At 71.4% G+C, this 25,138-nt stretch carries 24 protein-coding genes; 12 read left to right on the top strand and 12 right to left on the bottom strand.

Features of this window, described 5'->3' with window-relative positions:
* Window positions 1-28 precede the first annotated feature (28 nt).
* From ACZ4TO_RS01135 to ACZ4TO_RS01125, 3 genes are all read right to left on the bottom strand, one after another.
* Window positions 29-1,468 carry a gamma-aminobutyraldehyde dehydrogenase gene (locus ACZ4TO_RS01135; protein WP_468023034.1) on the bottom strand — a complete coding sequence of 480 codons (1,440 nt, stop codon included), beginning with the start codon at window positions 1,466-1,468 and terminating at the stop codon, window positions 29-31.
* A 17-nt stretch (window positions 1,469-1,485) separates the two neighbouring features.
* Complete coding sequence (locus tag ACZ4TO_RS01130) at window positions 1,486-1,884, bottom strand: YybH family protein (protein WP_382784295.1); 399 nt, start codon at window positions 1,882-1,884, stop codon at window positions 1,486-1,488.
* Between the two features lie 72 nt (window positions 1,885-1,956).
* Entirely contained in the window at window positions 1,957-3,492 is a 1,536-nt protein-coding gene (locus tag ACZ4TO_RS01125; protein WP_468023033.1) for a purine-cytosine permease family protein, read from the bottom strand.
* Window positions 3,493-3,601: 109 nt separating this feature from the next.
* Here ACZ4TO_RS01125 and ACZ4TO_RS01120 point away from each other — a divergent pair, with 109 nt between their 5' ends.
* A complete protein-coding gene (locus tag ACZ4TO_RS01120) occupies window positions 3,602-5,050 on the top strand; it encodes a PucR family transcriptional regulator (protein ID WP_468023032.1) in 1,449 nt (482 codons plus the stop codon).
* Window positions 5,051-5,150: 100 nt separating this feature from the next.
* Here ACZ4TO_RS01120 and ACZ4TO_RS01115 read toward each other — a convergent pair whose 3' ends face one another.
* Entirely contained in the window at window positions 5,151-5,783 is a 633-nt protein-coding gene (locus ACZ4TO_RS01115; protein WP_468023031.1) for a TetR/AcrR family transcriptional regulator, read from the bottom strand.
* Window positions 5,784-5,844: 61 nt separating this feature from the next.
* On the opposite strand from ACZ4TO_RS01115, the gene ACZ4TO_RS01110 reads away from it, so the two are divergent.
* Together ACZ4TO_RS01110 and ACZ4TO_RS01105 are read left to right on the top strand one after the other, a co-directional pair.
* The gene (locus ACZ4TO_RS01110; protein ID WP_385037114.1) at window positions 5,845-6,726 is read left to right on the top strand and encodes an ABC transporter ATP-binding protein; all 882 of its coding nucleotides are present in this window, start codon (window positions 5,845-5,847) and stop codon (window positions 6,724-6,726) included.
* Window positions 6,716-7,474: an ABC transporter permease gene (locus ACZ4TO_RS01105; RefSeq protein WP_468023030.1), complete on the top strand. Its 759-nt coding sequence runs from the start codon at window positions 6,716-6,718 to the stop codon at window positions 7,472-7,474. Before ACZ4TO_RS01110 ends, ACZ4TO_RS01105 begins: the two co-directional genes overlap by 11 nt.
* Window positions 7,475-7,482: 8 nt before the next feature.
* Here ACZ4TO_RS01105 and ACZ4TO_RS01100 read toward each other — a convergent pair whose 3' ends face one another.
* Window positions 7,483-8,088 carry a TetR/AcrR family transcriptional regulator gene (locus ACZ4TO_RS01100; protein ID WP_468023029.1) on the bottom strand — a complete coding sequence of 202 codons (606 nt, stop codon included), beginning with the start codon at window positions 8,086-8,088 and terminating at the stop codon, window positions 7,483-7,485.
* Window positions 8,089-8,286: 198 nt separating this feature from the next.
* On the opposite strand from ACZ4TO_RS01100, the gene ACZ4TO_RS01095 reads away from it, so the two are divergent.
* Window positions 8,287-9,306, top strand: coding sequence for an aldo/keto reductase (locus ACZ4TO_RS01095; RefSeq protein ID WP_468023028.1), 1,020 nt, complete (start codon window positions 8,287-8,289; stop codon window positions 9,304-9,306).
* A gap of 185 nt (window positions 9,307-9,491) precedes the next feature.
* Here the strand turns inward: ACZ4TO_RS01095 and ACZ4TO_RS01090 are convergent, their stop codons facing one another.
* The 3 genes from ACZ4TO_RS01090 to ACZ4TO_RS01080 all read right to left on the bottom strand — a co-directional run bounded on the left by ACZ4TO_RS01090 (window position 9,492) and on the right by ACZ4TO_RS01080 (window position 12,872).
* Window positions 9,492-11,861: a galactose-binding domain-containing protein gene (locus tag ACZ4TO_RS01090; protein ID WP_468023027.1), complete on the bottom strand. Its 2,370-nt coding sequence runs from the start codon at window positions 11,859-11,861 to the stop codon at window positions 9,492-9,494.
* Between the two features lie 99 nt (window positions 11,862-11,960).
* On the bottom strand, window positions 11,961-12,374 hold the full coding sequence (locus tag ACZ4TO_RS01085) for a S26 family signal peptidase (RefSeq protein WP_468023026.1): 414 nt from the start codon (window positions 12,372-12,374) through the stop codon (window positions 11,961-11,963).
* Window positions 12,375-12,443: 69 nt separating this feature from the next.
* Window positions 12,444-12,872, bottom strand: a complete 429-nt coding sequence (locus tag ACZ4TO_RS01080; protein ID WP_385037131.1) for a hypothetical protein — start codon at window positions 12,870-12,872, stop codon at window positions 12,444-12,446.
* A gap of 317 nt (window positions 12,873-13,189) precedes the next feature.
* Here ACZ4TO_RS01080 and ACZ4TO_RS01075 point away from each other — a divergent pair, with 317 nt between their 5' ends.
* The 3 genes from ACZ4TO_RS01075 to ACZ4TO_RS01065 all read left to right on the top strand — a co-directional run bounded on the left by ACZ4TO_RS01075 (window position 13,190) and on the right by ACZ4TO_RS01065 (window position 15,808).
* Window positions 13,190-13,900: a VanZ family protein gene (locus tag ACZ4TO_RS01075; protein ID WP_468023025.1), complete on the top strand. Its 711-nt coding sequence runs from the start codon at window positions 13,190-13,192 to the stop codon at window positions 13,898-13,900.
* Window positions 13,901-13,968: 68 nt separating this feature from the next.
* Window positions 13,969-14,712, top strand: coding sequence for a response regulator transcription factor (locus ACZ4TO_RS01070; protein WP_468023024.1), 744 nt, complete (start codon window positions 13,969-13,971; stop codon window positions 14,710-14,712).
* Window positions 14,705-15,808 carry a sensor histidine kinase gene (locus ACZ4TO_RS01065; protein ID WP_468023023.1) on the top strand — a complete coding sequence of 368 codons (1,104 nt, stop codon included), beginning with the start codon at window positions 14,705-14,707 and terminating at the stop codon, window positions 15,806-15,808. The genes ACZ4TO_RS01070 and ACZ4TO_RS01065 overlap by 8 nt, the downstream gene beginning before the upstream one ends.
* A gap of 73 nt (window positions 15,809-15,881) precedes the next feature.
* Here ACZ4TO_RS01065 and ACZ4TO_RS01060 read toward each other — a convergent pair whose 3' ends face one another.
* Window positions 15,882-16,472: a TetR/AcrR family transcriptional regulator gene (locus tag ACZ4TO_RS01060; RefSeq protein WP_382784330.1), complete on the bottom strand. Its 591-nt coding sequence runs from the start codon at window positions 16,470-16,472 to the stop codon at window positions 15,882-15,884.
* Between the two features lie 159 nt (window positions 16,473-16,631).
* On the opposite strand from ACZ4TO_RS01060, the gene ACZ4TO_RS01055 reads away from it, so the two are divergent.
* From ACZ4TO_RS01055 to ACZ4TO_RS01045, 3 genes are all read left to right on the top strand, one after another.
* On the top strand, window positions 16,632-17,084 hold the full coding sequence (locus ACZ4TO_RS01055) for an iron chaperone (RefSeq protein ID WP_468023022.1): 453 nt from the start codon (window positions 16,632-16,634) through the stop codon (window positions 17,082-17,084).
* Window positions 17,085-17,414: 330 nt separating this feature from the next.
* Window positions 17,415-18,074: an RNA polymerase sigma factor gene (locus ACZ4TO_RS01050; RefSeq protein WP_385037147.1), complete on the top strand. Its 660-nt coding sequence runs from the start codon at window positions 17,415-17,417 to the stop codon at window positions 18,072-18,074.
* Window positions 18,071-19,189, top strand: coding sequence for a CU044_5270 family protein (locus ACZ4TO_RS01045; RefSeq protein ID WP_468023021.1), 1,119 nt, complete (start codon window positions 18,071-18,073; stop codon window positions 19,187-19,189). The genes ACZ4TO_RS01050 and ACZ4TO_RS01045 overlap by 4 nt, the downstream gene beginning before the upstream one ends.
* A gap of 21 nt (window positions 19,190-19,210) precedes the next feature.
* On the opposite strand, the gene ACZ4TO_RS01040 is transcribed toward ACZ4TO_RS01045, so the two are convergent.
* Window positions 19,211-20,620, bottom strand: coding sequence for a DEAD/DEAH box helicase (locus ACZ4TO_RS01040; RefSeq protein WP_451075160.1), 1,410 nt, complete (start codon window positions 20,618-20,620; stop codon window positions 19,211-19,213).
* Between the two features lie 357 nt (window positions 20,621-20,977).
* Between ACZ4TO_RS01040 and ACZ4TO_RS01035 the strand changes: the two genes are divergently transcribed.
* Window positions 20,978-22,639, top strand: a complete 1,662-nt coding sequence (locus tag ACZ4TO_RS01035) for a sigma-70 family RNA polymerase sigma factor (protein ID WP_385037154.1) — start codon at window positions 20,978-20,980, stop codon at window positions 22,637-22,639.
* Window positions 22,640-22,777: 138 nt separating this feature from the next.
* Here the strand turns inward: ACZ4TO_RS01035 and ACZ4TO_RS01030 are convergent, their stop codons facing one another.
* Window positions 22,778-23,374, bottom strand: coding sequence for a TetR/AcrR family transcriptional regulator (locus ACZ4TO_RS01030; protein WP_385037157.1), 597 nt, complete (start codon window positions 23,372-23,374; stop codon window positions 22,778-22,780).
* Window positions 23,375-23,613: 239 nt separating this feature from the next.
* Here ACZ4TO_RS01030 and ACZ4TO_RS01025 point away from each other — a divergent pair, with 239 nt between their 5' ends.
* Window positions 23,614-24,222, top strand: a complete 609-nt coding sequence (locus ACZ4TO_RS01025) for an ATP-binding protein (RefSeq protein WP_385037160.1) — start codon at window positions 23,614-23,616, stop codon at window positions 24,220-24,222.
* Between the two features lie 54 nt (window positions 24,223-24,276).
* Here the strand turns inward: ACZ4TO_RS01025 and ACZ4TO_RS01020 are convergent, their stop codons facing one another.
* Window positions 24,277-25,092 carry an alpha/beta fold hydrolase gene (locus ACZ4TO_RS01020; protein WP_468023020.1) on the bottom strand — a complete coding sequence of 272 codons (816 nt, stop codon included), beginning with the start codon at window positions 25,090-25,092 and terminating at the stop codon, window positions 24,277-24,279.
* Between the last annotated feature and the right edge of the window lie 46 nt (window positions 25,093-25,138).

Below are 25,138 nucleotides of genomic sequence, written 5' to 3'. Positions count from 1 at the left end.
GTCCACCCCTCCGCCGTGGAGCCACCGATCAGAGCGACGTCATGACGTGCTTGATCCGGGTGTAGTCCTCGAAGCCGTACGCGGACAGGTCCTTGCCGTAGCCGGACTGCTTGAACCCGCCGTGCGGCATCTCGGCGACGAGCGCCATGTGACTGTTGATCCACACACAGCCGAAGTCGAGCCGCTTCGACATCCGCATCGCCCGCGCGTGGTCCTTGGTCCACACCGAGGAGGCCAGCGCGTAGTCGACGCCGTTGGCGTACGCGACGGCCTGGTCCTCGTCCGTGAACGACTGGACCGTCATGACCGGGCCGAAGACCTCGTTCTGGATGATCTCGTCGTCCTGCTTCAGGCCGGAGACGACGGTCGGGGCGTAGAAGTAGCCCTTGTCCCCGACGCGGTGGCCGCCCGCCTCGACGCGCGCGTGCTCGGGCAGACGCTCGATGAAGCCGCTGACCTGGGCGAGCTGGCCCGCGTTGTTGAGCGGCCCGTACAGCACGTCCTCGTCGTCCGGCTCACCGGTCTTCGTCGCGGCCGCGGCCTCGGCGAGCGCGGAGACGAACGCGTCGTGGACCGACTCGTGGACCAGGACACGGGTCGCGGCGGTGCAGTCCTGACCGGCGTTGAAGAAGCCGCCGACCACCAGGTCCTCGACCGCCTTCGTCAGGTCGGCGTCCTCGAAGACCACGGCCGGAGCCTTGCCGCCCAGCTCCAGGTGGACCCGCTTGACGTCCTTGGCCGCGCTCTGGGCGACCTGGATGCCGGCGCGAACCGAGCCCGTGATGGAGGCCATCGCCGGGGTCGGGTGCTCCACCATCAGCCGGCCGGTCTCGCGGTCGCCGCAGACGACGTTGAAGATCCCCTTGGGCAGACCGAGCTCCTCCAGGACACCGCCGATGATCTCCGCGATCAGCACCGTGGAGGCGGGGGTGGTGTCCGAGGGCTTGAGGACCACCGCGTTGCCCGCCGCGAGCGCCGGGGCGAACTTCCACACCGCCATCAGCAGCGGGTAGTTCCACGGCGCCACCTGGGCGCACACGCCGACCGGCTCACGGCGGATGATCGAGGTCAGGCCCTCCATGTACTCGCCGGCCGAGCGGCCCTCCAGCATCCGGGCCGCGCCCGCGAAGAAGCGGACCTGGTCGATCGCGGGGCCGAGTTCCTCGCTGAGGGTGAGGTGCAGCGGCTTGCCGGTGTCGCGGCTCTCCGCGGCGACCAGTTCGTCGGCGCGTGCCTCCATCGCGTCCGCGATCTTCAGCAGCGCGCGCTGCCGTACGGACGGCGTCGCGTCGCGCCAGACCGGGAACGCGGCGGCCGCGGCCGCCATCGCCGCGTCGACGTCGGCCGTCCCCGAGAGCGGGGAGGTCGCGTAGACGTCACCCGTGGTGGGGTCCACCACGTCGAGCGTCCGGCCGTCGACGGCATCCGCGAACGCGCCGTCGATGTAGTTGCGGAACGTGCTGCTCATGGAAACGTCTCTCCTGGTCAGGCGGCGGTACGGGGCGAAAGGTGCTCGTGTACGGCGAGCCAGGCGCCGTCCTCGGAGCGGGCGAAGACGATGGTCTCCCGCTCGAGCACCGTCTCCTCGCCGGTGTGGGTGGCGACCTGGGTCTCCACGTCGTGGCTGAAGACGGCGGTGTCGCCGAAGGGCTGGATCGACTGCGCGGACGAGGTGCAGCCGAGGACGCGGAAACCGTCCTGCTCCACCCACTGCCGCCACAGGGCGCGGTACTCGGCCGTGGAGTTCAGACGCTGCGGCGTGGTGTGGAAGACGAACGTCGCGTCCGGCGCGAAGGCCCCGAAGTAGTCGTCGAGGCGGCCCTCGGCGAAGGCGGCGACGAGCGCGTCCGCGGCGGCCCGGATCTCCTGCACGGTGGTGCTCATGCTCGGCTCCTGATCAGGGGCGCCCGGCGGTCAGGGCCGGGCGCCCAGTCTGTGATGGGTGGCTGTGGTGGGTCAGACGGCCGCGGCGGGCTCGGCCGGCTTCTCCTCGGTGCCACCGGTGATCGGCGTGATCTCGGCGTCGGTCGAGCCGACGAAGCGGGGGCCTTCGGGCCCGTACACGGCGCGCGGCTCGGGGAAGAGGGTGAGTGCGGCGAGGTAGAGCACGACCGCCAGACCGAGGCCGACCGGCAGCGAGATGTCCGCGCCGTTGGCGAGGTTGCCCAGCGGACCGACGAACTGGCCCGGCAGGTTGGTGAAGAGGAGGGCCACGACGGCGCTGACGATCCAGGTGCCCATGCCGCGCCAGTTCCAGCCGTGCGCGAACCAGTAGCGGCCACCGCGCTGACGCCGGTTGAAGACCTGGAGCGCCTCGGCGTCGTACCAGCCGCGCCGGGTGACGTAGCCGAGCGCCATGACGACCATCCACGGCGCGGTGCAGGTGATGATCAGCGTCGCGAAGGTGGAGATGGACTGCGTGAGGTTGAGCGCGAAGCGGCCCAGGAAGATGAAACCGATGGACAGGACGCCGATGAAGAAGGTGGCCTGGACCCGGTTGAAGCGCGGGAAGACGCTGGCGAAGTCCAGCCCCGTTCCGTAGAGGGAGGTCGTGCCGGTCGACAGGCCGCCGATCAGGGCGATCAGGCAGAGCGGCAGGAAGTACCAGCCGGGGGAGACGGCCAGCAGTCCGCCGACGTAGTTCGGGGCGGCCGGGTCGACGTACTTCGCGGCCTTCGTCGCGATGATCGACGCCGTGGCCAGCCCGAAGACGAACGGCAGCAGCGTGGCGATCTGGGCGAGGAACGCGGCGCCCATCACCCGGCGGCGCGGGGTGTTCGCGGGGATGTAGCGGGACCAGTCACCGAGGAAGGCGCCGAAGGAGACCGGGTTGGAGAGCACGATCAGCGCGGCGCCGATGAACGAGGGCCAGAACAGCGGGTCGGCACTCGATGCGAAGGCGCCCGCGTATCCGGGGTCGAAGTCACCGGCGAAGGCGAAGGCGCCGAGCACGAAGAGGGCCGAGGCCGCCAGCACCGCGATCTTGTTCACGAGCAGCATGAAGCGGAAGCCGTAGATGCAGACGACGAGCACGAGTCCGCCGAAGATCGCGTACGCGATGCCGTAGGTGACGTCCGTCTCCGGGACGTGGACCAGCCGGTGCGCGCCGCCGACGAGGGCGTCGCCCGAGGACCACACCGAGATCGAGAAGAACGCGATCGCCGTCAGCAGCGAGAGGAACGAGCCGACGACCCGGCCGTGCACGCCCAGGTGTGCGGAGGAGGAGACGGCGTTGTTCGTGCCGTTGGCGGGGCCGAAGAGCGCCATCGGGGCCAGCAGGAGCGCACCCGCGACCAGGCCGAGGACGGTCGCCGCGAGCCCCTGCCAGAAGGAGAGCCCGAAGAGGATCGGGAAGGCGCCCAGCACGCAGGTCGCGAAGGTGTTGGCGCCGCCGAAGGCCAGCCGGAACAGGTCGATCGGCCGGGCCGTGCGGTCCTCGTCCGGGATTCGCTCGACGCCATATGTCTCGATTTCGGTGACCGAGGTCGTCACGGGCCCTCCAATGTCCGTTAGTGCACCGTTCAAACGGTGGCCTCCACAGTGTGAGGCCCCCGGTGACCTGCGACAATGGTGTCCATCACAGATGCGTACGATGTCATTTGTGGCCAGCGACAAACTCACCATCCAGGACCTGCTCTCCTCCCCGGCCCTTCAGCTCACGCTGAAGGCGGGCGGCGGTCTGGACCGGTCCGTCTCCTGGGCCCACGCCAGCGAGCTCGTCGATCCGACGCCCTGGCTCCTGGGAGCCGAGCTGATCATGACCGCGGGCCTGGCGATCCCCCGTACCGCGGCGGAACAGCGCGCCTATCTGGAGCGGCTGGACGACGCCGGGGCGTCCGGACTCGCGCTCTCGGCGCAGCTCCACATGCCCCCGCTGCACGACGCCTTCTTCCGGGCCGCGGAGGAGCGCGGCTTCCCGGTCCTCGAAGTGCCGCTCGCCGTCCCCTTCATCGCCGTCGCCCAGGAGGTCGCCGCCTCGGCCCAGGAGGAGGCGCGGCACCGGCTGGGCGCGCAGCTCCAGGTCTTCGGCGCGCTGCGCTGGCTGGTCACGGAGAACCTCGACACCCCGACACTCCTGCGCCGGCTCGAAGGCCTCTCGGGCTACGACGTCTGCCTCTGCACCCCCCAAGGGCGCCCCCTCCTGCCCGGCGTCCCGGTGCCGGACCCGGCCGTGCTGCCCACGTCCGTCGACGCCCCGCCGACGATCCCCGGCGGGTTCGTCCTCCCGGTGCCGGCACCCGGCGGCCCCGCCGGATTCCTCGTCGCCTACGAGCGCGAGGGCGCCCGTCCCGCGGGACTCGCCGTCGTCCAGCACATCGCCACCGTCGCCGCGCTGAGGCTGGCGATGGTGCGCAACGAGCGGGAGACGCTGCGCCGCGAGGGAGCGGAGACGTTCGCCGAACTGCTCCAGGAGGTCCTCGACCCGGAGGCGGCCCGCCGCCGGCTCGCCCGGCACGCCATCGAGGGCGACACCGTGCTCCTCATCGTGCGCCGCACCACCGACGAGGCCCTGCTGCGCTGTCTGGAGGACCGGCCCCATCTGCTGCTCACGCGGGGCGAGGACCGCTATGTCCTCGGGGCGCCGGAACTGGCGGCCGCCGTCGGCGAGCTGTCCGGCGTGGCGGCCGGGGCCAGCCGCCCCTTCCTGCCGGGGGTCGCGCTGAAGGTCGCCCAGCGCGAGGCGCTGTGGGCGGTGTCCAAGGCGGTCGAGTCCGGCCGCGCCGTCGTCCACTACGGCGACGACGGGGCGGGCCGCTGGCTGCCGGACGATCCCGCGGTGCTGACGGCGCTGGTGGAGCACGTGCTCGGCGGAGTCCTGCGGTACGACGAGAGCCATGACTCGCGACTGCTGGTCTCCGCCCGCACCTGGATGGAGCGCGACCGCCGCACCGAGTCGGCGGCCGCCGCGCTGCACATCCACCCCAACACGCTCGCCTACCGGCTGCGCCGTTTCGGCGCGCTCACCGGCCGCGACCTGACGTCGACGGCGGCTCTGGCGGAGGTCTGGCTGGCGATCCAGGCGGCGGGCGCGCTGGGCCTCACCGACTGAGCGCGCCCGGCGCGGCCCACACCCGGTCCGGCCTGCGGGTCCGGGCCATGGGTGCCCTACGTGCCCGGGTCGCGCGCGCTTCGTTTGGCCGGGCTACGGATCATTCCTCGCGTCGGGCGACCGCCTCGACCAGGCGGGTGATGTCGGCGAGATCGGCCTCGAACTCGGCGGTGAGGTCGAGGGGCAGGTCCAGCCACGGCCCGAGCGTGCTGTGGCCGGGGAGTTCGCTGTCGTCGAGGCGGCCCCGGCTGCCGCGCGGGTCGTCGACGCCGGGAGTGAAGCGGCCCGAGGCCTCGGACGCGGCGAAGCCGATGACGAACGTACTGATCAGGCGTTCCAGCCGGGGCACCTGGGGCTCGGGGACCCCGGCCTCGATGAGTGCGGTGTAGATGATGTCCACCGCCCGCAGGCCGTCCGGGGTGACAGCGGGCCGCGAGAAGAGCAGATGCGCGGCCCACGGGTGCTGCTGCGTCACCTTCCGGGCCGCGCGCGCGAGGGCGCGGAGCCGCGCGTCCCAGGTGACGTGCTCGGCCGGATCCGCCGGCAGCAACGCGGTCAGCAGCCGCCCGACCATGCCGTCCAGCAGCGCCGACTTGTCCTTGACGTGCCGGTACAGCGCCATTGGCGTCACCCCGACGCGATCGGCCAGGGCGCGCATCGAGACGGCGTCGACCCCGTGCTCGTCGGCGATGGCCACGGCGGCGTCCAGGATCTCTTCCCGTCTCCCACTCATGGGTCTACAGTGTAGACGTATACGGTGTAGACGTGTACGGCGTAGACCTCGTGAAGGACGGATGATGCTGATCGCAGAGGGACTGGTGAAGCGCTACGGCGCACACCGCGCGCTCGACGGGTTCGACCTGACGGTCCCGGCCGGGGAGATCGTCGGCCTGATCGGCCACAACGGCGCGGGCAAGACGACGTTCGTCGAGATCGTCGCCGGGCTCGTACGCCCCGACGCGGGCCGCGTCACGATCGCGGCGCTCGACGCGCTGCGGGACGGCCGGGCCGCGCGGCGCCGGCTCGGCCTGGCCCCGCAGGAACTGGCCCTGTACGGCGGCGCCACCGCGCGGGAGAACGTGCGGCTGTTCGCCGGTCTGGCGGGATTCCGTGGACGGCGCGGGGAGGCGGAGATCGCCCGGGTCCTGGACGAGCTGTGCCTGACGGCCGTGGCGGACCACCCCGTGGCCGCCCTCTCCGGAGGCCAGCGCCGCCGGGTCCAGGCGGCCACCGCCATGGTCGGCTCACCACCCCTCCTCCTGCTGGACGAACCGACCGCCGGAGCCGATCCGGAGACCCGCTCGGCCCTGCTGAGTGCGGTCAGGGCTCGGGCCGAAGCGGGCGCGGCCGTCGTCTACACGACCCACTACCTGCCGGAACTCGTCGACCTCGACGCCACGCTGGCCCTGGCGCGGTCCGGACGGATCATCGCGCGCGGCACACAGGAAGAGCTCACCCGCCACCTGCCGGGCGAGCTCAGGGTCACCTTCGCCGACCCCGGCGAACCCGAACTGCGCCGGCCGACCACGGACCCCGGCGCCGATCTGGCGGCCCTGCTCGCGTCCGGTCGTACGCCCGTGTCCGTCGACGTCCGCCGCCCCGGACTGGACGATCTCTACCGGTCCATGGAAGCCGCGCGGACCGCGACGCGGACGGAGGCCCTCGATGCCGCGTGAGTCCGCCGCCCGCCTGGCCGTGCTGGTCCGCCACAACGTGCTGCTGATGGCACGCGAACCCGGTCCGGTCCTGAGCCGGATGATCCTCCCGCTCGTCTTCATCACGCTGCTGCGTCCGCTCTATGTGACCGGGCAGGGCCGCACGGCCGGAACGGAACAAGCGGTCGTCGGCACGATGGTCACCTTCTCGCTGCTCGCCCTCAGCATCTGCGGCGGCGCGATCCTCACCGAACGGCTCGGGCGGACCTGGGACCGCCTGCGCGGAAGCGCCCTGCGTCCCGCCGAACTGCTCGTCGGCAAGGCCGCTCCGGCCTTCGTGGTGCTGCTCGTCCAGCAGTTCCTCGTCGTCGGCTTCGCCGTGTGCTTCCTCGGACTGCGTGTCCCGCATCCGTTCCTGCTGCTGGGCGTCCTGCTCAGTTGGAGCTGCACGCTCCTCGGCCTCGGCACCCTGCTCGGCGTGCTGGTCCGCAGTCTGGGCGCGCTCTCCGCCGCCTTCGACATCGGCGGCATGCTGCTGAGCAGCCTCGGAGGGGCGCTCGTCCCGCTCGCCGCGCTGCCGGCGTGGGTCGCGGACGTGGCTCCCGCCTCACCCGGCTACTGGGCCGCCCGCGGCCTGCGGGCCGCCCTGTCCGGCGACACCTCTGCCGTGGCGGAGTCCTGCGGCACGCTCCTCGCCGTGGCACTGGTCTGCGGCGCCGTGGCATCGGTCCGACTGGTGGGCCGCAGCGGCCGGTTGGTGGCGCTCTAGGCGGGCGGTCACGACTCCGCAGGCTTCGGCAGGCGGAGTCCGGCGACGAGGGTCTCGACCAGTCGTCGCGCGTCGTAGCGGGGGTCGTTGTGGGCGCCGATGCACAGGTTGCCGATGCCGCGCATCAGTTGATAGGCCGTCAGGTCCGCGCGGATCTCGCCGGCTTCGGCGGCGGCGTCGAGAAGCCGGGTGCACACGGGGAGCAGCCGGTCGAGGAAGTACCTGTGCAGCGCGTCGAACGCCGTGTTGTCGGGCTGCAGGACGGCGGCGAGCCCGTGCTTGGTGACGAGGAAGTCGACGAATAGGTCGGTCCATCGTGACAGCGCCGTGTACGGGGACGCGCAGTCGTGCAGCAGGGCCGGACCCGCCTCTGCGCAGGCCTCGACCTGGTGCCGGTAGACGGCGACGATGAGATCGGCCCGTGTCGGGAAGTGGCGGTAGATCGTGGCCGTACCGACGCCGGCCCTGGCCGCGATGTCGCGTACGGGGGCCTCCACGCCTGACGTGGCGAAGATCGCGGCGGCGGCGTCCAGCAGTGTCTCCTGGTTGCGCCGGGCGTCGGCCCGCCTGGGCCGGGTCGCCGCCTGCCCCGTGCTGTCCTCGCTGTCGCTCATCGCGCCCTTCCTCCTGCGGTCCGTCTAAACGGAACGGTGTTCCGTATCGCCTTGCTAAGTGGGACAGTGTTCCGTATCGTCAAACGGGACGGTGTTCCGTTTGTTCATGATGGCAGAACGGGGGCCGGGCGACCAGCCGCGCCGTCATCACGCTTCACCCGTATTCGAAGGCGTCACCCGTATCGAAGGAGTCAGGACATGCAGTACCGCACCTTGGGCCGCACCGGTGTGCAGGTCGGCTCGCTCGCGCTCGGCGCGATGAATTTCGGCAGGATCGGGCGCACCACCCAGGACGAGGCCACCGCCATCGTCGACGCCGCCCTGGAGGGCGGGATCAACCTCATCGACACCGCCGACATGTACGGCGACGGGGAGTCGGAGGAGATGGTCGGCAAGGCCATCGCCGGCCGCCGCGACGACATCGTGCTGGCCACGAAGGCGGGCATGCCGATGGGGGAGGAGCGCAACCACCGTGGCTCCTCGCGCCGTTGGCTGGTCACCGAGCTGGACGCCAGTCTGCGCAGGCTCGGTGTCGACCACGTCGACCTCTACCAGATCCACCGATGGGACCCGGCCACCGGCGACGAGGAGACGCTGTCCGCCCTGACCGACCTGCAACGCGCGGGCAAGATCCGCTACTTCGGTTCCTCGACCTTCCCCGCCCACCGCATCGTGCAGGCCCGCTGGGCCGCCCGCGAGCATCAGCTGAGGCCCTACGTCACCGAACAGCCCAGCTACTCCATCCTGCAGCGGGGCATCGAGGCCCATGTCCTGCCCGTGGCCGAGGAGTACGGGCTCGGAGTCCTGGCCTGGAGCCCGCTGGCCTCGGGCTGGCTGTCCGGCGCGGTCAGGAGGGGCCGGGAGATCACCACCAGCCGTTCGGCGTTCCTGCCGCAGCGATTCGACCTCTCCATCCCCTCCAACCAGGACCGGCTGGAGGCCGTGGAGCGCTTGGCGGTCATCGCCGAGGAGGCCGGGCTGACGCTGATCCAGCTCGCGCTCGGCTTCGTCACCGCACATCCCGCCGTGACGAGCGCGCTGATCGGCCCCCGGACACCGGAGCACCTGCGCAGCCAGCTCGCCGCCGCGGACACCGTCCTCTCCGCGGACGTGCTCGACGCGATCGACGCCGTCGTGGCCCCGGGGACCGACCTGGCTCCGGACGAGAAGTTCGACACCCCGCCCGCCCTGCTCGACCCGGCCCTGCGCCGCCGCTGACGGGCCCGGTGGAACGGGCCTGACGACCCCGCCCGGGTCAGAGTTCCGGAGCGGGGCCGCCAGGAGTCCGCCGGCCGAACGGGCTTTGCCGGCCAGTGTGTTCCCCGATCAGTCGATGATCAGGCGGTGATCAGGCGGTGATCAGCCGTGGATCAGCCGTGGATCAGCGGTGGATCAGCGGTGGATCAGCCGGTGTACGCCTCGATCTCGGACAACTGCCCTGCGGGCCAGCCGGTGTTGCCCGTGACGAGCACCCGCAGATGGCGGGTCGGGGTGCCCGACAGCGCGATCGTCACGGTGTTTCCGCTCGACGGATCGAAGGTGTATCCCGCCGACGGCTTCAGCGTGGTGAACGTGGTGCCGTCGGTGCTGCCCTGGATGCTCAGCGTCTGGGTGCGCGTGGCCCACGCCGTAGCCGGCGGCAGCTTGAGGACGACGCGCTTGACCGCCTTGGCGGCACCCAAGTCGACGGTGACGGACTGCGGGAAGGCGTTGTTGGCGCTCTCCCAATAGCTGTTCGCGTTGCCGTCCACGGCGTTGGCGGCGGGATAGACGTCCGTGTGGCTCGACTCGGTCACCGGCCGGTTCTTGGCGAGGTTGACGGTCGGGTCCGTGGGCGGGTCGGTCGGCGGGTCCGTCGGAGGATCGGTGGGCGGGTCGGTCGGGGGCGTGGTGCCTCCGCCGGGTACGCCGCCGTTGGTCCACTGGGGAGCGGGCCAGTTGCCGGTGCAGGCCGGCGGGTCCGCGTACCAGCCGCTGTTGCCGGCGCCACGGGTGATCACGAAGCCTGGACCGACGCAGTTGTGGATCGGGTTGGACTGGGCGATGTGGGTCGCCGTCACGTTGGTGAAGGAGGCCGTGCCGGTCGCCTGGATCTGCAGGGCGTAGGTGCCCGCCCCGTCGATCCGTACGTTCTCGAAGTGCAGCCCCTTCGTCGCGCCCTCGATGTTCATGATGGCGGCGTAGGAGCTGTCGAGGATCTCGCTGTCCGTGATGTTGATCGTCGCGTCCAGGGCTTCGTTGAGGCCGCTGAACCAGACCGCGCCGACCCCGAACTGCCAGTTGTAGTCGTTGTTGCCGGTTCTGATCAGGGTGTTGCGCGCGGCCGTGGTGGTGCCCGAAACAGCCGTTCCCTGACCGGAGTTGACGCCGGGATAGCGGTTCGCGACGTGCAGGCCACCGCCGTTGGTGATGGTGTCCGCCATCACGTTGTCGGAGATGGTGATGTCCTTGCCGCCGTACGTGACGATGTTGTTGGCGAGAATCGGCAGGATCACCGTGTTGAAGGTGAACTTGTTCTTGACGTTCGGGACGCTCTCCGCCCACATCGCCAGACCGTCGTCACCCGTGTTCCGGACGAACGTGTTGGTGACCGTGGAGTTGGTGACGCCCATGTGGAAGTTCACGCCGTCCGCGGTCTGGTCCAGGATGCGGCTGTTCTTGATGGTGAAGTTGTCCATCGGGCCGTCCATCCAGGCCCCGCACTTGGTGTGCTGCATCCACACGTTGTCGACCGTGGAGTTGGACAGCGCGCCGCCGATGGCGTTCACCTGGTCGTCGTCGACGCGCTCGCGAATGTCGCCGATGATCGCGAAGTCCTTGAGGGTGACGTTCTTGCTGCCGCCCTGGTTCGCGTACTTCCCGTACACGCCCACGGCTTTCGACCGGTTCACCGGGTCACGGCCGGTGAGGACGCTGTACCAGGGGCCCGCGCCGGCCAGCGTCACCTGGTCGACGACGATGTGGTCGCGCACCTGGAAGGTGCCCTGGGGGATGTAGACGGTCTTGCCCTGGGCCTTGCCCGCGTCGACGGCCGCCTGGATCTTGGCCGTCGAATCGGCCGCGCCGGTCGGGTCGGCTCCGAAGTCGCCGACGACGTCGAGGGCTCCGGACGGCTTGCCGATGGGCGCGCCCACCTGCTCGAAGTCGGCGAGGTCGATGGTGAAGGACGGGGAGGCGCTCGTGGACGACACCTGGAGGCGCACCTTGGTCCCGGCCGGCAGCGTCGAGCCGAGCAGGGTGCGGGTCTCGTCGTAGAAGTGGTGGGGGTTGGTGTCCCCGGGGTTGTTGTTGAACGGATAACCGCCGTAGTACCAGCCGTACTTGGAGGTCACCGGCACCGACTTGAGCTGGGTGCCGTTGATCTTCAGGTCGAGGTCGGCGTCGCGGCCGGTGCCCGCCGCGTTGTCGGGCAGCGAGTAGCGGAACGACATCGCGTTGGCCGGGGCGGTCAGCGTGAACTCGACGTACTCGCCCGCCGCGTCCAGCGTCACGGCCTGCCGGCCGGACGCCTCGGAGGGGAGATGGCCGTAGAGCCGGTCCGGGCCGATGAGGGTGCCGTTCGTGGCGGCGTACTCGGCCTCCTGTTCCTTGAAGGGGACGGCCGCGCCCCGGCCGGAGATCCCGACGGGGGAAGGGGCGGGTACACCGGCGGCGACGGCGTGGGGGGCCACCGCGACCGCGACGACGGTCCCGGCCGCGGCGAGCGCCAGCGACAGCGACAACGCCGTGCCGCGGCGCGTGAATCTGCCTAGGGGAGAGGGAGTCACAGGCATGCGTCCTCAGGGCTCGTGGGGTGAGCGGACGCAAGAAGGCTAGGAGTGGAGGCAAGAGAAGTCCATGAAGCTGCGCAAGATTGATACAGACTCTCGCAATTATTCGACGGACGCGTCTTTGGGGCGGTCGTCACCGTCGGTCCCGGCCGTCTGCCCGCCCTTCGGCCCGGCTGTCAGCACCTTGGCCGCGGCACCCGCCCGGGGTGTCCCGTCGACCGCGACACAGATACCGAAGACACGGTCGTGCCCGGTCCGGCCGTTGACGTGCCCCCGGTTGTTGCTGATCTGCACCCGCCTCCGCGCGGGTTCGAGCGACGACACCAGATGCAGGTACACGGTGCCGGCGACCCGGGCGAGGACGATGTCACCGACCGTCAGCTTCGAGCTGTCGACGGGAGCGACGGTCACGAGCTGACGGCTGCGGATCAACGGGACCATCGAGGTGCCGCTCGGCCGGAACTCCACGGTCTGCCCACTGGCAACTCTGGCTGCCACACTGTCCAATGCGCCCATGCGAGGAGCGTGACAGCCTCGGCGGGCCCGGCCCACCGATTTTCGACCCTGGGCCGGGGCGGAACCGGGTCAGCCGGCCGCGGGTCGCCGGAGTTCGCGGCGTGTGGTGAGCCAGTGCCCGGTGACGAAGAGCAGACCGATCGTGGCGGCCACGGTGAAGAGGGCGAACGAGGGGAACCCGTCGTCGCCGTCCGGGTAGCGGTCACCGCACAGCCGGGTCAGCCGAGGCTGCTCGCGGGCCGCCTCCAGACACACCCGAGTCCCCTTCGGCGGAAGGGGATAGCCGCCGTTCGGCACCTTGCGAACGGTGTAGCGCCGACCCGCCACGGTGTACGCGATCTCGTCGCTCTTCTCTCCCTTGCCGGTCGGGACCACCACGCGGATGACGACACCCGTGACCCGTATCCCGGTGTCGTCGAGCAGCTCGGCCTGTCGCCAGTCGTGCCGCATCACGCCTCCGCCGAGGGCGACGCAGACGGCGAAGACCGCTGCGGCCACCACATGCCTCCTCGCCCTGGGGGTCCGTATCCGCGGAGTCCTCAACGGCCGCTCACTCTCCTTCGCGTGGGCCGACGTCTGCCCCGGCCGCTCCTGTGGGCGGGCGAAGCGGTGCACGACCCCGCCCCTGCCGAACGCTGCGCCGATTCTGGCAGGCCGGCCTCCCACCGGAGGACCCCCGGTAACAGCCGATTCCGAAGGGCGAAGGGCGAAGGGCGAAGGGCGGAAAGCGGGAACGCGCATCAGGGCTCGATGTATCGCGGGTGTATCGAAAACCGCATACGTCCCCGCAACCGGTGACCCCCTTCACTGGGAGCATGAGCCACAACGCCTTCTCGCCGGCCTCGTCCCGCCGCATGCTCAGGTTCGTGCTTCTCGGGCTCGTCCTGCTCGCTCTGGCGAGTGGTCTGTTCGCCATCCGGCGGATGCTCCTGATGTCGGCCCCGCGGTGCATGGCCGGGCACTGGCACGGCTGCTACGACACGTTCAACGGTGTGGTGCTGATGACGCTGGTCGCGATACCGGCGGCCGTGCTCGTCACGTGGGCCCTCGCCCGCCGACGGCAGGCCGCAGGCCTCGCTTCGACCTGGGCCTGGCGCAGGTCGCTGGCCGAGGTGGGCATGGTCCACGGCACGGTCCCGTTCGTGTGGCTGACCATGATGCCGGGCCTCGCGCCCGGCGTCGCTCCCCGCCGGGTGAGCCTGGTGCCGCTGCGGGACTTGGTCACCATGGGGGCGGGCGGCATCGTCGGCAATCTGCTGGTCTTCGCGGCGCTGGGGTTCTTCGCCCCGATGCGGTTCGCGGCACTCGCGTCCCTGCCGCGGATCCTGGCGCTCGGCGCGGGCTGCTCGGTCCTGGTCGAGATCGCCCAGTACGTCCTGTGGCTGGACCGGGTGTCCTCCGTGGACGACGTCCTGGTCAACGCCACCGGCGCCCTGCTGGCCGGACTGGCCTCGCGCCGCTGGTGGCGCACCACCGAGCGGGCACCGTCGGATCGGTCCCGCCCCGCCCCGGCTCCGGTGGGCTGAACCGTGGTCCGCCGCGCACACCTCATCGGGATACATCGGCGATACGGCGTGCTGTCTAGGCTTCCATCATGCGTGTACTGATCGTGGAGGACGAGCCCTACCTGGCCGAGGCCGTCCGTGACGGTCTGCGGCTGGAGGCGATCGCCGCCGACATCGCCGCCGACGGCGACTCCGCCCTGGAACTGCTCGGCGTCAACTCCTACGACCTCGCGGTCCTCGACCGCGACATCCCCGGCCCCTCGGGCGACGAGGTCGCCCGGCGTATCGTCGCCTCCGGCAGCGGCATCCCGATCCTCATGCTCACCGCCGCCGACCGGATCGAGGACAAGGCCTCCGGGTTCGGGCTCGGCGCCGACGACTACCTCACGAAACCGTTCGAGCTGCGCGAGCTCGTCATGCGGCTGAGGGCGCTCGGCCGCAGGCGCGCCTACGCCCGGCCGCCGGTCCGCGAGATCGCGGGTCTGCGGCTGGACCCGTTCCGCCGGGAGGTCTTCCGCGACGGACGTCATGTCGCGCTCACCCGGAAGCAGTTCGCCGTGCTGGACGTCCTCGTCGCCGCCGAGGGCGGGGTCATCAGCTCCGAGGAACTGTTGGAGCGGGCCTGGGACGAGAACGCCAACCCGTTCACCAACGCCGTCCGCATCACCGTCTCCGCCCTGCGCAAGCGGCTCGGCGAACCGTGGATCATCGCCACGGTGCCCGGTGTCGGCTACCGCATCGATACCGGAGCGGACACCGGCGCGGACACCGGCGGTGACACCGGCGCGGACACCGGCGGGGACGACGCGCACCCCGGCGACGGCCATGGATAGAGCCCCAGGGCGCAGCGCCCGGCTGAAGCTCACCCTCAGCTATGCCGGATTCCTCTTCGTCGCCGGCACGCTCCTGCTGGTCGTGATGTGGGTGTTCGTGCTGCGCTGGCTGCCCACGAACGACCCCCGGCTCATCCAGAAGACGTACGGCGCCGTGATCATCGTCGGTCCCAGCCGCGCCGACCTGCTGCGCGGCTTCGCCCCCGCCGCGGCCGTCTCCCTGGGCTTCCTGCTGGTGTTCGGCCTCCTCGGCGGGTGGATCCTCGCCGGGCGGATGCTCTCACCGCTCGCACGGATCACGGACGCGGTACGGACGGCCGGGAGCGGGTCGCTGTCCCACCGGATCCGCATGAAGGGCCGACAGGACGAATTCCGCGAGCTCTCCGACGCGTTCGACTCGATGCTCGAACAGCTCGAGGCCAAGGTCGCCGAGGAGCAGCGGTTCGCCGCGAACGCGTCCCACGAACTGCGCACCCCGCTGGCGATCTCACGCACCCTCCTGGACGTGGCCCGCAAGGACCCCACGCGGGACCGCGACGAACTCATCGACCGCCTGGACGCCGTCAACACGCGGGCGATCGACCTCACGGAGGCGCTCCTGCTCCTCAGCCGCAGCGACCGCGGGAACTTCCCCCGCGAGGACGTCGACCTCTCCCTCGTCGCCGAGGAGGCCGCCGAGACGTTGCTCCCGTTCGCCGAACAGCGCCGGATCACCCTCGACGTCACCGGCGCGACGGCCCGGACCAGCGGTTCGGCGGAGCTCCTGCTGCGGATGGCGACGAACCTCGTCCAGAACGCCGTCGTCCACAATCTCCCCGAGGGCGGCACCGTGACGGTCCGCACCGGCACGGACGGGGGCACGAGCGTGCTGAGGGTCGAGAACACGGGTCGCCCGCTCCCACCGGAACGGGTGTCGACCCTCACCGAACCGTTCCAGCGCGGAACGGAACGCGTACGCACCGACGAGCACGCGGGCGTCGGTCTCGGCCTGGCCATCGTGGCCGGCATCGTCCGCGCCCATGACGGCACCCTCGAACTCGTTCCCCGCCCCGAGGGTGGCCTGGTCGTCACTGTTCGGCTGCCCGGCGCGGGCTGAGCGGTGCCCTCCGGCGGGTTCACCGCAGGGTGACGGCCGTTCAGCCGACTCAGCCGATGGCTCCGTACGCGGCTCAGTCAGTCGTTCCGTACGCGGCCATGAACATGTCCACGAGGCCGTCGACCGCGGCGGCGTCGATGGGGCGGGTCGACAGCAGGCTGCGGTAGTACAGCGCACCGCACAACACCTCGGCCGCGAACTCCAGGTTGGCCTCGGCCTTCAGCTCGCCGGCTCGTTGGGCTCGGGTGATCCGGTCGAGCGTGCTCCGCTCGACGGTGGCCAGGAAGCGTTCGTGCAGTGTCGCCCGCAGCTCGGAGTCGCCTTGTGCCTCGGCGATGACCGCGCGGTAGACCGGGCCGATCGGCGGGCTGGAGAGGGCCGCTCCGGAACGGAAGAACTGCTCGCGCAGATCCTCCCGGACGCTGCCGGTGTCCCGGTAGTCCAGATCGCTGGTCCACACGCGGCTGAGCGCGTCGAGCAGCAGTGCCGCCTTGGAGGGCCAGCGCCGGTAGATCGTGTGCTTTCCGACTCCGGCCCGGCGGCCGACCGCCTCGATGCTCAGACCCGCGTACCCGACCTCCGCGGCCAGGTCGAGCGTCGCCTGGAGCAGCTCCTCGGTGCGTGCCGCGCCTCGACGCCTCGGTGTGGCGGGCGGTTCCGTCATGAGACCACTCTATCGGCACGTGCCGTGCCGTTGACAACGCGGGGATCGCGCGGAATATTCGGAACTCATCGGCACGGTGCGTGCCGATGAGTTCCGGTGGCGGATCGTCACCGGCCCGCACAGGATTGCGGCGACGGATCATCGAGGGGGAGTTCTGCCATGAGCAGCACGGAAAGCGGTCGGCACGAGGGATTCACGGCCGAAGAGCGGGCCGCGATGAAGGACCACGCCAAGGAACTGAAGAAGGAGGCCCGCCGCGGTTCGCGCGCGGACAAGGCGGCCGAGGCGGAGCGGGACGTGGTCGCGAAGATCGCCGAGATGGGGGACTCCGACCGGATCATGGCCGAGCGGGTCCACGCCGTCGTCACCGCCGCGGCTCCGGTCCTCGCGCCGAAGCTCTGGTACGGCATGCCCGCCTATGCGCTGGACGGCAAGGTCGTCTGCTTCTTCCAGAGCGCGGAGAAGTTCAAGGCCCGCTACGCGACACTCGGTTTCAGCGATCAGGCGAAGCTGGACGACGGCCCGATGTGGTCCACCGCGTTCGCCCTGACCGAGCTGACCGCCGACGTCGAGGCGAGGATCGGCGCGCTCGTGAAGCAAGCGGTGAGCTGAGGCACCTCACGACGGCGCCCGCCGACACCCGGACGGTGTGTGCCTCGCCCGGCACTCGGGACGGTTGTGCCTCGCCCCCGCGCTTCCCGGACGAGGCACACACCGTCGGCACGGCACGGCACGGCACGGCACGGCTCAGCACCGGCACCGGCACGGCGCAGCACAGGCACCGGCACAGTACCGGCACGGCTCCGGCGCCCGTTCCGGTACGGCTCCGGCACCCGTTCCGGCCGCCTGGACGCCGGCGCCCTCCGAGGCGTGAACCTTTTCGTGGCCGGGGGACAAGTACCGGGTGAACGCTGCCCTTTCCTCCGACGACACGGACCACTCATGACTGATTCGCTGTGCCGCCCCCCAACGGGGGACGGCACGCCCGGCGACGCCGAGCAGGCCGAAGGCGCGCGGAGCGATGCCGCTCTGATCGCGGCCTCGCTCGACGAACCGGAGCAGTTCGCGGCGCTGTTCGACCGGCACGCGCCCACCATCCACCGGTACGTGGCCAGAAGACTCGGCGCCGACGCCGCCGACGACGTCACCGCGGAGACCTTTCTCACCGCCTTTCGGATACGGGGCCGTTACGACAGCGGCCGGGCCGGGGTGCGCCCCTGGTTGCACGGGATCGCGGCCAAGCTGATCAGCCGGCACCGCCGCGAGGAGGTCAGGGCGTTCAAGCTCCTCGCGCGCACCGGGCAGGACCGGATGGCCGAGACCTGGACGGACTCGGTCGACGACCGCGTCACCGCGCAGGCCGCCTCCAGATCCCTGGCGGGCGCGCTGGCCAAGCTCCCGCAGGGCGACCGGCACACCCTTCTGCTGTTCGCCTGGGCCGACTTCACCTATCAGGAGATCGCCGAAGCCCTCGACATCCCCGTGGGCACCGTCCGGTCCCGGCTCAACCGCGCCCGCAGAAAGCTCAGAGCGGCGACCGGCGAACGTGACCCGCTGACCGGCCCCCGCGAAGTGCCCGTACTCGAAGGTGATTCCGCATGAGCGAGCCGAACGAACTGACCGAGTCGCACGACCTGAAAGAGCTGCGGGCCCTGCGCGCCGACGCCCCGCTGCCCGACACCGACCGCCTCGCCCCGCAACGAGCCCTGCTTGCCGAGGAGTTCAGGTCAGGAGCCGAAAGGCGTCGACCCGCCTTCGCGCGAGGGGGGCCGCCCCGGCGCAGGATGTTCCTGGCGGCCGCGGGGGCCGTCACGGCGCTGGCCGTGACAGGGGGCGCCGTCGTCCTCCTGTCCGACGACACCCCCGGCACGGACACCGCCGTCCCCTCCGGTCGGCGCCTGCTCTCGGCGCGGGGTTCCGCCGAAGCCCTCGAACTGGCGGCGGCCACGGTGGAGAAGCTCGGAGCGACGGAGCCCGGACCGAAACAGTGGGTCTACGAGAAGTCGACCTCTTTCGGCCAACAGGCGCCCCAGACCACGGAAGTGTGGACCCGCTGGGACGGGACCGGCTGGGCGCGCCTTCCCGGTATCCCTCCGGCCGGGCGCATCGACCACTTCGACCGGAACAAGCTCCAGGTCACCTACGGGCCCAACCAGGAGGAGAAATGGAAGAAGGAGGGTTACGACGACCGCTCGCAGCGGCAGTTCTACCGCTTCCTCGCCACCCTGCCGAGCGATCCCGGCCGGATGATGCGGCGCATCCGTGAGGAGCACGCCATCGGTGACATCAAGGGCGAGACCCCGGCCCAGCGCGACTGGCGGGAGATCCATGTCCTCTACCGCTCGGTGCTGATCCCGCCGAAGGTGCAGGCGGGCATGTTCAGGGCGCTGGCAAGGATTCCCGGAGCCCGTGTGGAGAAGGGGATCAAGGATCCGGTCGGACGTCCGGCGATCGGCGTGACGGTGACCTACGACAAGCCCACGGCCTCGGGCTATCAGGGCAAGCAGGAGATCTTCTTCGACACCGCCACGTACGCGTACCTCGGCGAGTCGGCCGACCTGCCCGGAGAGCAGGGCATCCACGGATCGTCGCCCGACCCCCGGAACGCGAGCCCGGCCGCCCGGAACGCGAGGCCGGCCCTCGGGAACGGGAGCCCGGCGATCATCACCGTCCGCAACGCCTGGGGCGTCGTCGACAAGCCGGGCGCGCGCCCCTGAGCTCACCCCCGAGGGAAATCCTCAGCGGCTCTTGCGTACCCGGGCGGCCGCGCGGGCTTCCGCGGCCTTCCGGGCGTCCGCGGCCTTGCGGGACTCCTTGGCCGGCCGTCCGGGACGCGTGCCCATGCCCCGGAAGGGTGCGTTGCCCGTCGGCTTCGGTCCGGTCGGCGGGCGCTTGGCCCCGGTGATGGCGGTGAGCGCCGCCTCGCCCGAGCGCACCTGGGTGACGGTCGGCCGGACACCGGCCTCGGACATCAGACGGTTCACGTCACGCCGCTGGCCTGCGGTGACCAGGGTGACCACCTTGCCTGACTCCCCGGCGCGCGCGGTGCGCCCGCCGCGGTGCAGGTAGTCCTTGGCGTCGGCGGGCGGGTCGACGTTGACGACGAGGTCGAGCGCGTCGATGTGGATGCCCCGGGCGGCGACGTTGGTGGCCACCAGCACGTTGATCTCCCCGTTCTTGAACTGGGCGAGCGTGTGCGTGCGCTGCGGCTGCGACTTCCCGCTGTGCAGGGCGGAGGCGCGGATCCCGGCGGCCCGCAGATGACGGGTGAACTGGTCCACGCCCGCCTTGGTGTCCAGGAACATCAGCACCCGGCCGTCCCGCGCGGCGATCTCGGTCGCCGTCGCGTACTTGTCGGCGCCGTGGATGTTCAGCACGTGGTGTTCCATCGTGGTGACCGAGCCGGCCACCTGGTCGACGGAGGCGAGAACCGGGTCGTGGAGGTAGTTCCGTACGAGCTGGTCGACGTTGCGGTCGAGCGTGGCCGAGAACAGCAGCCGCTGACCGTCGGCGCCGACCTGGTCCATGAGGTCCGAGACCTGCGGCAGGAAGCCCAGGTCGCACATCTGGTCGGCCTCGTCCAGCACCGTGATCCGCACCTGGTTCAGGAGGCAGTCCCGGCGTGACACCAGGTCGGTCAGCCGGCCCGGCGTCGCGACGAGCACCTCGACGCCGGTCCGCAGCAGCGCCTGCTGCCGGTTGATGGACAGACCGCCGACCACCGTCCCGAGCCGTACGTTCAGGGTCCGCGCGTACGGTTCCAGCGCGTCGCTCACCTGCTGCGCGAGCTCCCGGGTCGGCACCAGGACCAGCGCCAGCGGCCGCTTCGCCTCGGCGCGGTGGCCCGCGATCCGGGTGAGCAGGGCCAGCCCGAAGGCCAGCGTCTTGCCGGAGCCGGTCTTCGCCCGGCCGAGGACGTCGTGCCCGGCCAGCGCGTTCGGCAGGGTCGCGGCCTGGATCGGGAAGGGTTCCGTCACCCCGAGCCCGGTCATCTCGGCCACCAGTTCCGCGGGCAGGCCGAGGGCGGCGAAGGACGTGGCGGGAGGCAGGTCCGCCGAGCGGGACGAGGGTGCCGCGCCGTCGCCTCGCGGCGCCGGCCGGTCGGCGCCGGCGTCGGAGAGTCCAGGGGCCGGCGGCTTCGCGTTCATGGGGAACCTTCCTCAGTCTGACGCCCGGAACGCCCCGGGGCCCGTACCACTCGGCACGGGCCCCGGCGACTTCGAAGCGTGCTCCCCATTTTACCAGCGGGGACATGACCGCCGGGCCGGGCCGCCGGGCGGGCCGGCGGTCAGGCGCCGGGCCGGACCAGCGGGTGGGGCCGACGGGTCCGGAAGCCGGCGCCCGATGCCCCGGGGTTCCCCGATGTGACCTTGTTCCTTGCCATCGACGGCCCGGTGTGGGAAGCATCTCCGCAACGAGTCTCCGAAGAACTGTTATCCGAGGTTCCGCGGGCGGTCTCCCAGGCAACGGCAGCATCGTTCGGAGTCGAGGACAGGGAAGTTTTCATGAGGAGACAGCACGCGGTGGAGCCGGCGGCACTGGTGACTGCCGCCCGGGCGGGCGACTCGGCGGCTCAGGACGCCCTGGTGAGCGCCTATCTCCCCTTGGTCTACAACATCGTCGGACGCGCGCTGAACGGCTCGGTCGACGTCGACGACGTCGTGCAGAACACCATGCTCCGTGCCCTGGACGGCCTGGACGGGCTGCGTGAGCCGGAGAACTTCCGCTCCTGGCTCGTGGCCATCGCGATGAACCAGGTCCGGGCGCACTGGCGGGACCGTCAGCTCGCCCCGGGCGGGGTGGAGGAGGCGGAGGATCTCGCCGACCCCGGCTCCGACTTCGTGGACCTGACCATGATGCGGCTCCAGCTCTCCGGCCAGCGCCGCGAGACCGCGCTGGCGACACGCTGGCTCGAACCGGACGACCGGGGCGTGCTCTCACTGTGGTGGCTGGAGTGCGCCGGTGAGGTGACCCGGACCGAGGTCGCCGAGGCACTGGAGCTGTCGCCGCAGCACGCGGCGGTCCGGGTGCAGCGGATGAAGGCCCAGTTGGAGACGGCTCGTGTGGTGGTACGGGCGCTCGCCGCCCGCCCGCCGTGCGAGGAACTGCGGGGTGTCCTCGCCTCCTGGGACGGCCGGCCCTCGGCGCTGTGGCGCAAGCGGATCGCCCGGCACGCCCGCGACTGCGTGCGCTGCTCGGGTCTGTGGAGCGGCCTGATGCCCGCGGAGGGACTGCTGGCCGGTCTGGCGCTGGTCGCCGTGTCGCCGGGGCTGGCCGCCGCGCTGAGCGACGCTTCCGGAGGGATGGCCGCCACGGGCTCGGCGTCCCGGAAGCCGGCCGCCGACCACGGGGACGCGGGGGCTCCGGGAGCCGGAGCCGGACACCGGGCGACGGGCACGAGGTCGGCCGCGCGCGGCGAGGCCCGTCGGCGCCGACGCGTACGGCGCCGGGCGCTGGGCGGCGCACTCGTGGCGGTCTGTGTGGCGGGCGGCGGCCTCTGGTACCTGGACACGGGACCCGGAACGAGCACCGACGGGGCGGCTCCCTCCCGTACCGCGGGCGACCCCGTCATGGACCTCTCGGCACCGGACGCCTCCCGCACCTCGCCCTCGGCGTCCGCCGGTGCCACGGCCTCGCCGTCGGCGTCCGCCTCGAAGAAGGCGAAGGCGAAGGCGAAGGCGTCCAAGTCGGCGCGTGCCGCCGAGCCGAGCAAGTCGGCCGGCGCCTCCTCGGCCGCGCCGACCCGGCGGGCGTCGAGCCTGGCCCGGGCGCAGTCGGCCCCGACCACGACCGTGGCGCAGGTGGTCGCGCTGGTGAACAAGGAGCGGGCGGCCGCCGGCTGCGGGCCGCTCACGGAGGACCCGCAACTGGAGAACGCGGCCCAGGCCCACTCCGACGACATGGCCGCGCGCGGCTTCTTCGAGCACACCAACCCCGACGGCGTCGACCCCGGCAAGCGCATCACCGCCGCGGGCTACCAGTGGTCCACGTACGGCGAGAACATAGCCATGGGTCAGCAGACCCCCGAGTCGGTGATGGAGTCCTGGATGAACAGCCCGGGGCACCGCGCGAACATCCTCAACTGTTCGTTCAAGAACATCGGGGTGGGCGTGCACAAGGGGTCGGGTGGTCCGTGGTGGACCCAGGACTTCGGCGCGAAGCTGTGAGGCCCGGTACGGGGGCTGCTTCCCGGGCGTGAGGTTCACCGGTCGCGGACGTGCCGGACCCGGCATGGGGGCGTGCCGGACCCGGCACGGGGGGCGAGCCGGGGACGCGGCGGACCCGGCATGGACGGCGAACGCGTCTCAGCCGACGTGCCAGCCGGGTTCGAGACGGTCGAGGAGCGTGTGGAAGGCCGCGTCCGCCCGCTCCCGGCCGTCCTCGGTGAGGGAGGCGACGACCAGGCCGAAGGTCGCGTCGACCAGGAGGGCGGCCTCCGTCCGGGCGCGGACCTGCGTCATGCCGAGGCCCCGGAAGACGGACGTGAGCAGGTCCGTCCACTCGGTGAGCACATCACGCAGCAGGGGCCCGTAGCGGTCCGGGTCGATCAGTCCCGCGGCCATGACCTCGAGGTAGAGGGGGAGGGCGGTGCGCAGGTCGGGGGCGTTGAACCGCCGCCAGGTCTCCTCCATGAAGCTGCGGAGTCCCGCCGGGTCACGCGGGGCCTCCGCCGAGCCGAGCGTGTCCCGGGCGTGCAGGAGCGGTCTGCGCTCGTCCAGGGCGAGCGCCTCGGCGACCATGGCGTCCTTCGTCCCGAAGTAGTACAGGAGCATGCGGTCGCTGGTGCCCAGGGCTCGGGCGAGGGGGCGCAGGGACAGTCCGGCGAGGCCGTTGCGCACCAGGTACGCGCGGACCCGGTCGGCCAGCTCGCGTCGTTTGGCCTGGTCGGACGGTCGTGGCATGGGCGCTCCGGAGGTCGCGGCGCCGCCGCAGCGGGGGCGGTGTGACACCGAACACGTTCCATATGTCCGGATCGGTACTCTTGGAAAGAATTTTTACCGTAGCAACCGCTACATGCATATTTGTTATCGTGACGGGCGTTACGTGAACGCGTGACCTGACACTTGTCCGGACCGGTCGACGACGGGTCCGTGCCGCTCCGGCGGTCTGGTTGCCAGCAGTGCGGAAGGGACTGATTTCCATGGCCCCGGGGGCCATCGACCTCAGCGCGGCACCACGCCGAGGGCGCTTCACCCGGCTCTACCGCAGGCCCGAGGAATCCGGGCGCGAGGGGGCCACGAGACGCGATCAGCAGAACGGGGCATCCGTGGAGGCAGCACCCACGTCGTGGCTCGCCAGGAACATGGCTCTCTGGGCGCGTGCGCTGCAACCCATACGCCCGTTCGACGCGCCCCGCGCCCGTGTCACCCCCTGGGAAGCCTCCTGGCCCCTGTCGCGGGAGCTGACCTCGGCCCGCCGGGCCCGCCGTCTGGTGACGGCCCAACTGGCCGAGTGGAACCTGGAGGAGCTGGCCGACACCGCGGAACTCCTGGTCAGCGAGCTCGTCACCAACGCCCTGTGTCACACGCGCGGCCCGCTGCGGCTCAACCTGTGTCTGCGCGACGACCGCCTCCTGTGCGAGGTCGAGGACACGGAGCCGCTGTGCCCCGTACGACGTGAGGCCGACCCCGACGCCGAGGGCGGCCGCGGCACCGAACTGCTCGACCTGCTCGCCGAGAGCTGGGGCAGCACCTGCACGCCCACCGGCAAGACCATGTGGTTCGAGGTGCCGACCCGGGACCCGTCGTAGGACCGGCCGGGAAGGACTCCGGCGAAGAGCCCTCGGCCCGGCGAGGCCCCGCTTTCAGGCGCGGGTGGCCACCTGGGTCGCCAGGAAGTCGAGGAGCGCGGCGTTGAAGCGGGCGGGCTGCTCCGCCCCCGGCAGGTGGCCGGCACCCTCGATGACGGTCAGGACCGCGTGCGGGACGAGCTCGCGGATCGCCTCGGCGTCGGCGACCGGGGTGTAGACGTCGTCGGCGCCGACCACGATCAGCACCGGGGACTGCACGGCGGCGAGCGTGTCCCGGTAGTCGAGGCGCTCGGCCCGGCCGCGCAGGGCCGCCGCGGCACCGCGGGGATCGGTGGCACGCATCATGCCCAGCACGTGTTCGGCGACGCGGGGCAGCGCTGTGACGTTGTAGTCGGCGAGCATCTTGCCGATGACCTCGTCGGCGTAGCCGTCCATCCCCTCCGCGAGGAGCCGGTCGGCCATGCGGTTGCGTACGGCCTTGCCCTCGTCCGTCTCGGCCGGCGCGGAGGTGTCCGAGAGGACGAGCCCGCGGACGCGGCGCGGGTGGGCGCGCTGCACCTCCATGGCGATCTGCCCGCCCATCGAGACGCCGCCCACCACGGCCCGGTCGATGTCCAGGTGGTCCAGGAGCGCGACGAGGTCGTCGGCGAAGTCGGAGAGATACACCGGGTCGGCGTCCACTCCGCTGGCCCCGTAGCCACGCAGGTCCGGGGTGATGACCCGATGTCCGGCCGCGACGAGCGCTTCCGTCTGAGGGGCCCACAGCGTCCGGTTGAAGGGATGCCCGTGGATCAGCAGGACGGGCAGCCCGTCCGGGGAGCCGCTGTCGTCGTAGTGGAGCGTCGTCCCACGCAAGCCTATGGAGGTCATGCGAGGCACCCTAGCCTGAAGATCATCATCCTCAGGCTCCATCCGG

Source organism: Streptomyces sp. NPDC028298 (assembly GCF_055565895.1).
The sequence above is the reverse complement of the archived record's forward strand: the minus strand, read 5'-3'. Positions and strand labels throughout refer to the sequence as shown.

Excerpts from the sequence above, each read along its gene's own strand:
- ACZ4TO_RS01135 (WP_468023034.1), bottom strand. The coding sequence starts at position 1,468 with ATGAGCAGCACGTTCCGCAACTACATCGACGGCGCGTTCGCGGATGCC.
- ACZ4TO_RS01130 (WP_382784295.1), bottom strand. The coding sequence starts at position 1,884 with ATGAGCACCACCGTGCAGGAGATCCGGGCCGCCGCGGACGCGCTCGTC.
- ACZ4TO_RS01115 (WP_468023031.1), bottom strand. The coding sequence starts at position 5,783 with ATGAGTGGGAGACGGGAAGAGATCCTGGACGCCGCCGTGGCCATCGCC.
- ACZ4TO_RS01110 (WP_385037114.1), top strand. The coding sequence starts at position 5,845 with ATGATGCTGATCGCAGAGGGACTGGTGAAGCGCTACGGCGCACACCGC.
- ACZ4TO_RS01105 (WP_468023030.1), top strand. The coding sequence starts at position 6,716 with ATGCCGCGTGAGTCCGCCGCCCGCCTGGCCGTGCTGGTCCGCCACAAC.
- ACZ4TO_RS01100 (WP_468023029.1), bottom strand. The coding sequence starts at position 8,088 with ATGAGCGACAGCGAGGACAGCACGGGGCAGGCGGCGACCCGGCCCAGG.
- ACZ4TO_RS01095 (WP_468023028.1), top strand. The coding sequence starts at position 8,287 with ATGCAGTACCGCACCTTGGGCCGCACCGGTGTGCAGGTCGGCTCGCTC.
- ACZ4TO_RS01090 (WP_468023027.1), bottom strand. The coding sequence starts at position 11,861 with ATGCCTGTGACTCCCTCTCCCCTAGGCAGATTCACGCGCCGCGGCACG.
- ACZ4TO_RS01085 (WP_468023026.1), bottom strand. The coding sequence starts at position 12,374 with ATGGGCGCATTGGACAGTGTGGCAGCCAGAGTTGCCAGTGGGCAGACC.
- ACZ4TO_RS01075 (WP_468023025.1), top strand. The coding sequence starts at position 13,190 with ATGAGCCACAACGCCTTCTCGCCGGCCTCGTCCCGCCGCATGCTCAGG.
- ACZ4TO_RS01070 (WP_468023024.1), top strand. The coding sequence starts at position 13,969 with ATGCGTGTACTGATCGTGGAGGACGAGCCCTACCTGGCCGAGGCCGTC.
- ACZ4TO_RS01065 (WP_468023023.1), top strand. The coding sequence starts at position 14,705 with ATGGATAGAGCCCCAGGGCGCAGCGCCCGGCTGAAGCTCACCCTCAGC.
- ACZ4TO_RS01060 (WP_382784330.1), bottom strand. The coding sequence starts at position 16,472 with ATGACGGAACCGCCCGCCACACCGAGGCGTCGAGGCGCGGCACGCACC.
- ACZ4TO_RS01055 (WP_468023022.1), top strand. The coding sequence starts at position 16,632 with ATGAGCAGCACGGAAAGCGGTCGGCACGAGGGATTCACGGCCGAAGAG.
- ACZ4TO_RS01050 (WP_385037147.1), top strand. The coding sequence starts at position 17,415 with ATGACTGATTCGCTGTGCCGCCCCCCAACGGGGGACGGCACGCCCGGC.
- ACZ4TO_RS01045 (WP_468023021.1), top strand. The coding sequence starts at position 18,071 with ATGAGCGAGCCGAACGAACTGACCGAGTCGCACGACCTGAAAGAGCTG.
- ACZ4TO_RS01040 (WP_451075160.1), bottom strand. The coding sequence starts at position 20,620 with ATGAACGCGAAGCCGCCGGCCCCTGGACTCTCCGACGCCGGCGCCGAC.
- ACZ4TO_RS01035 (WP_385037154.1), top strand. The coding sequence starts at position 20,978 with ATGAGGAGACAGCACGCGGTGGAGCCGGCGGCACTGGTGACTGCCGCC.
- ACZ4TO_RS01030 (WP_385037157.1), bottom strand. The coding sequence starts at position 23,374 with ATGCCACGACCGTCCGACCAGGCCAAACGACGCGAGCTGGCCGACCGG.
- ACZ4TO_RS01025 (WP_385037160.1), top strand. The coding sequence starts at position 23,614 with ATGGCCCCGGGGGCCATCGACCTCAGCGCGGCACCACGCCGAGGGCGC.
- ACZ4TO_RS01020 (WP_468023020.1), bottom strand. The coding sequence starts at position 25,092 with ATGACCTCCATAGGCTTGCGTGGGACGACGCTCCACTACGACGACAGC.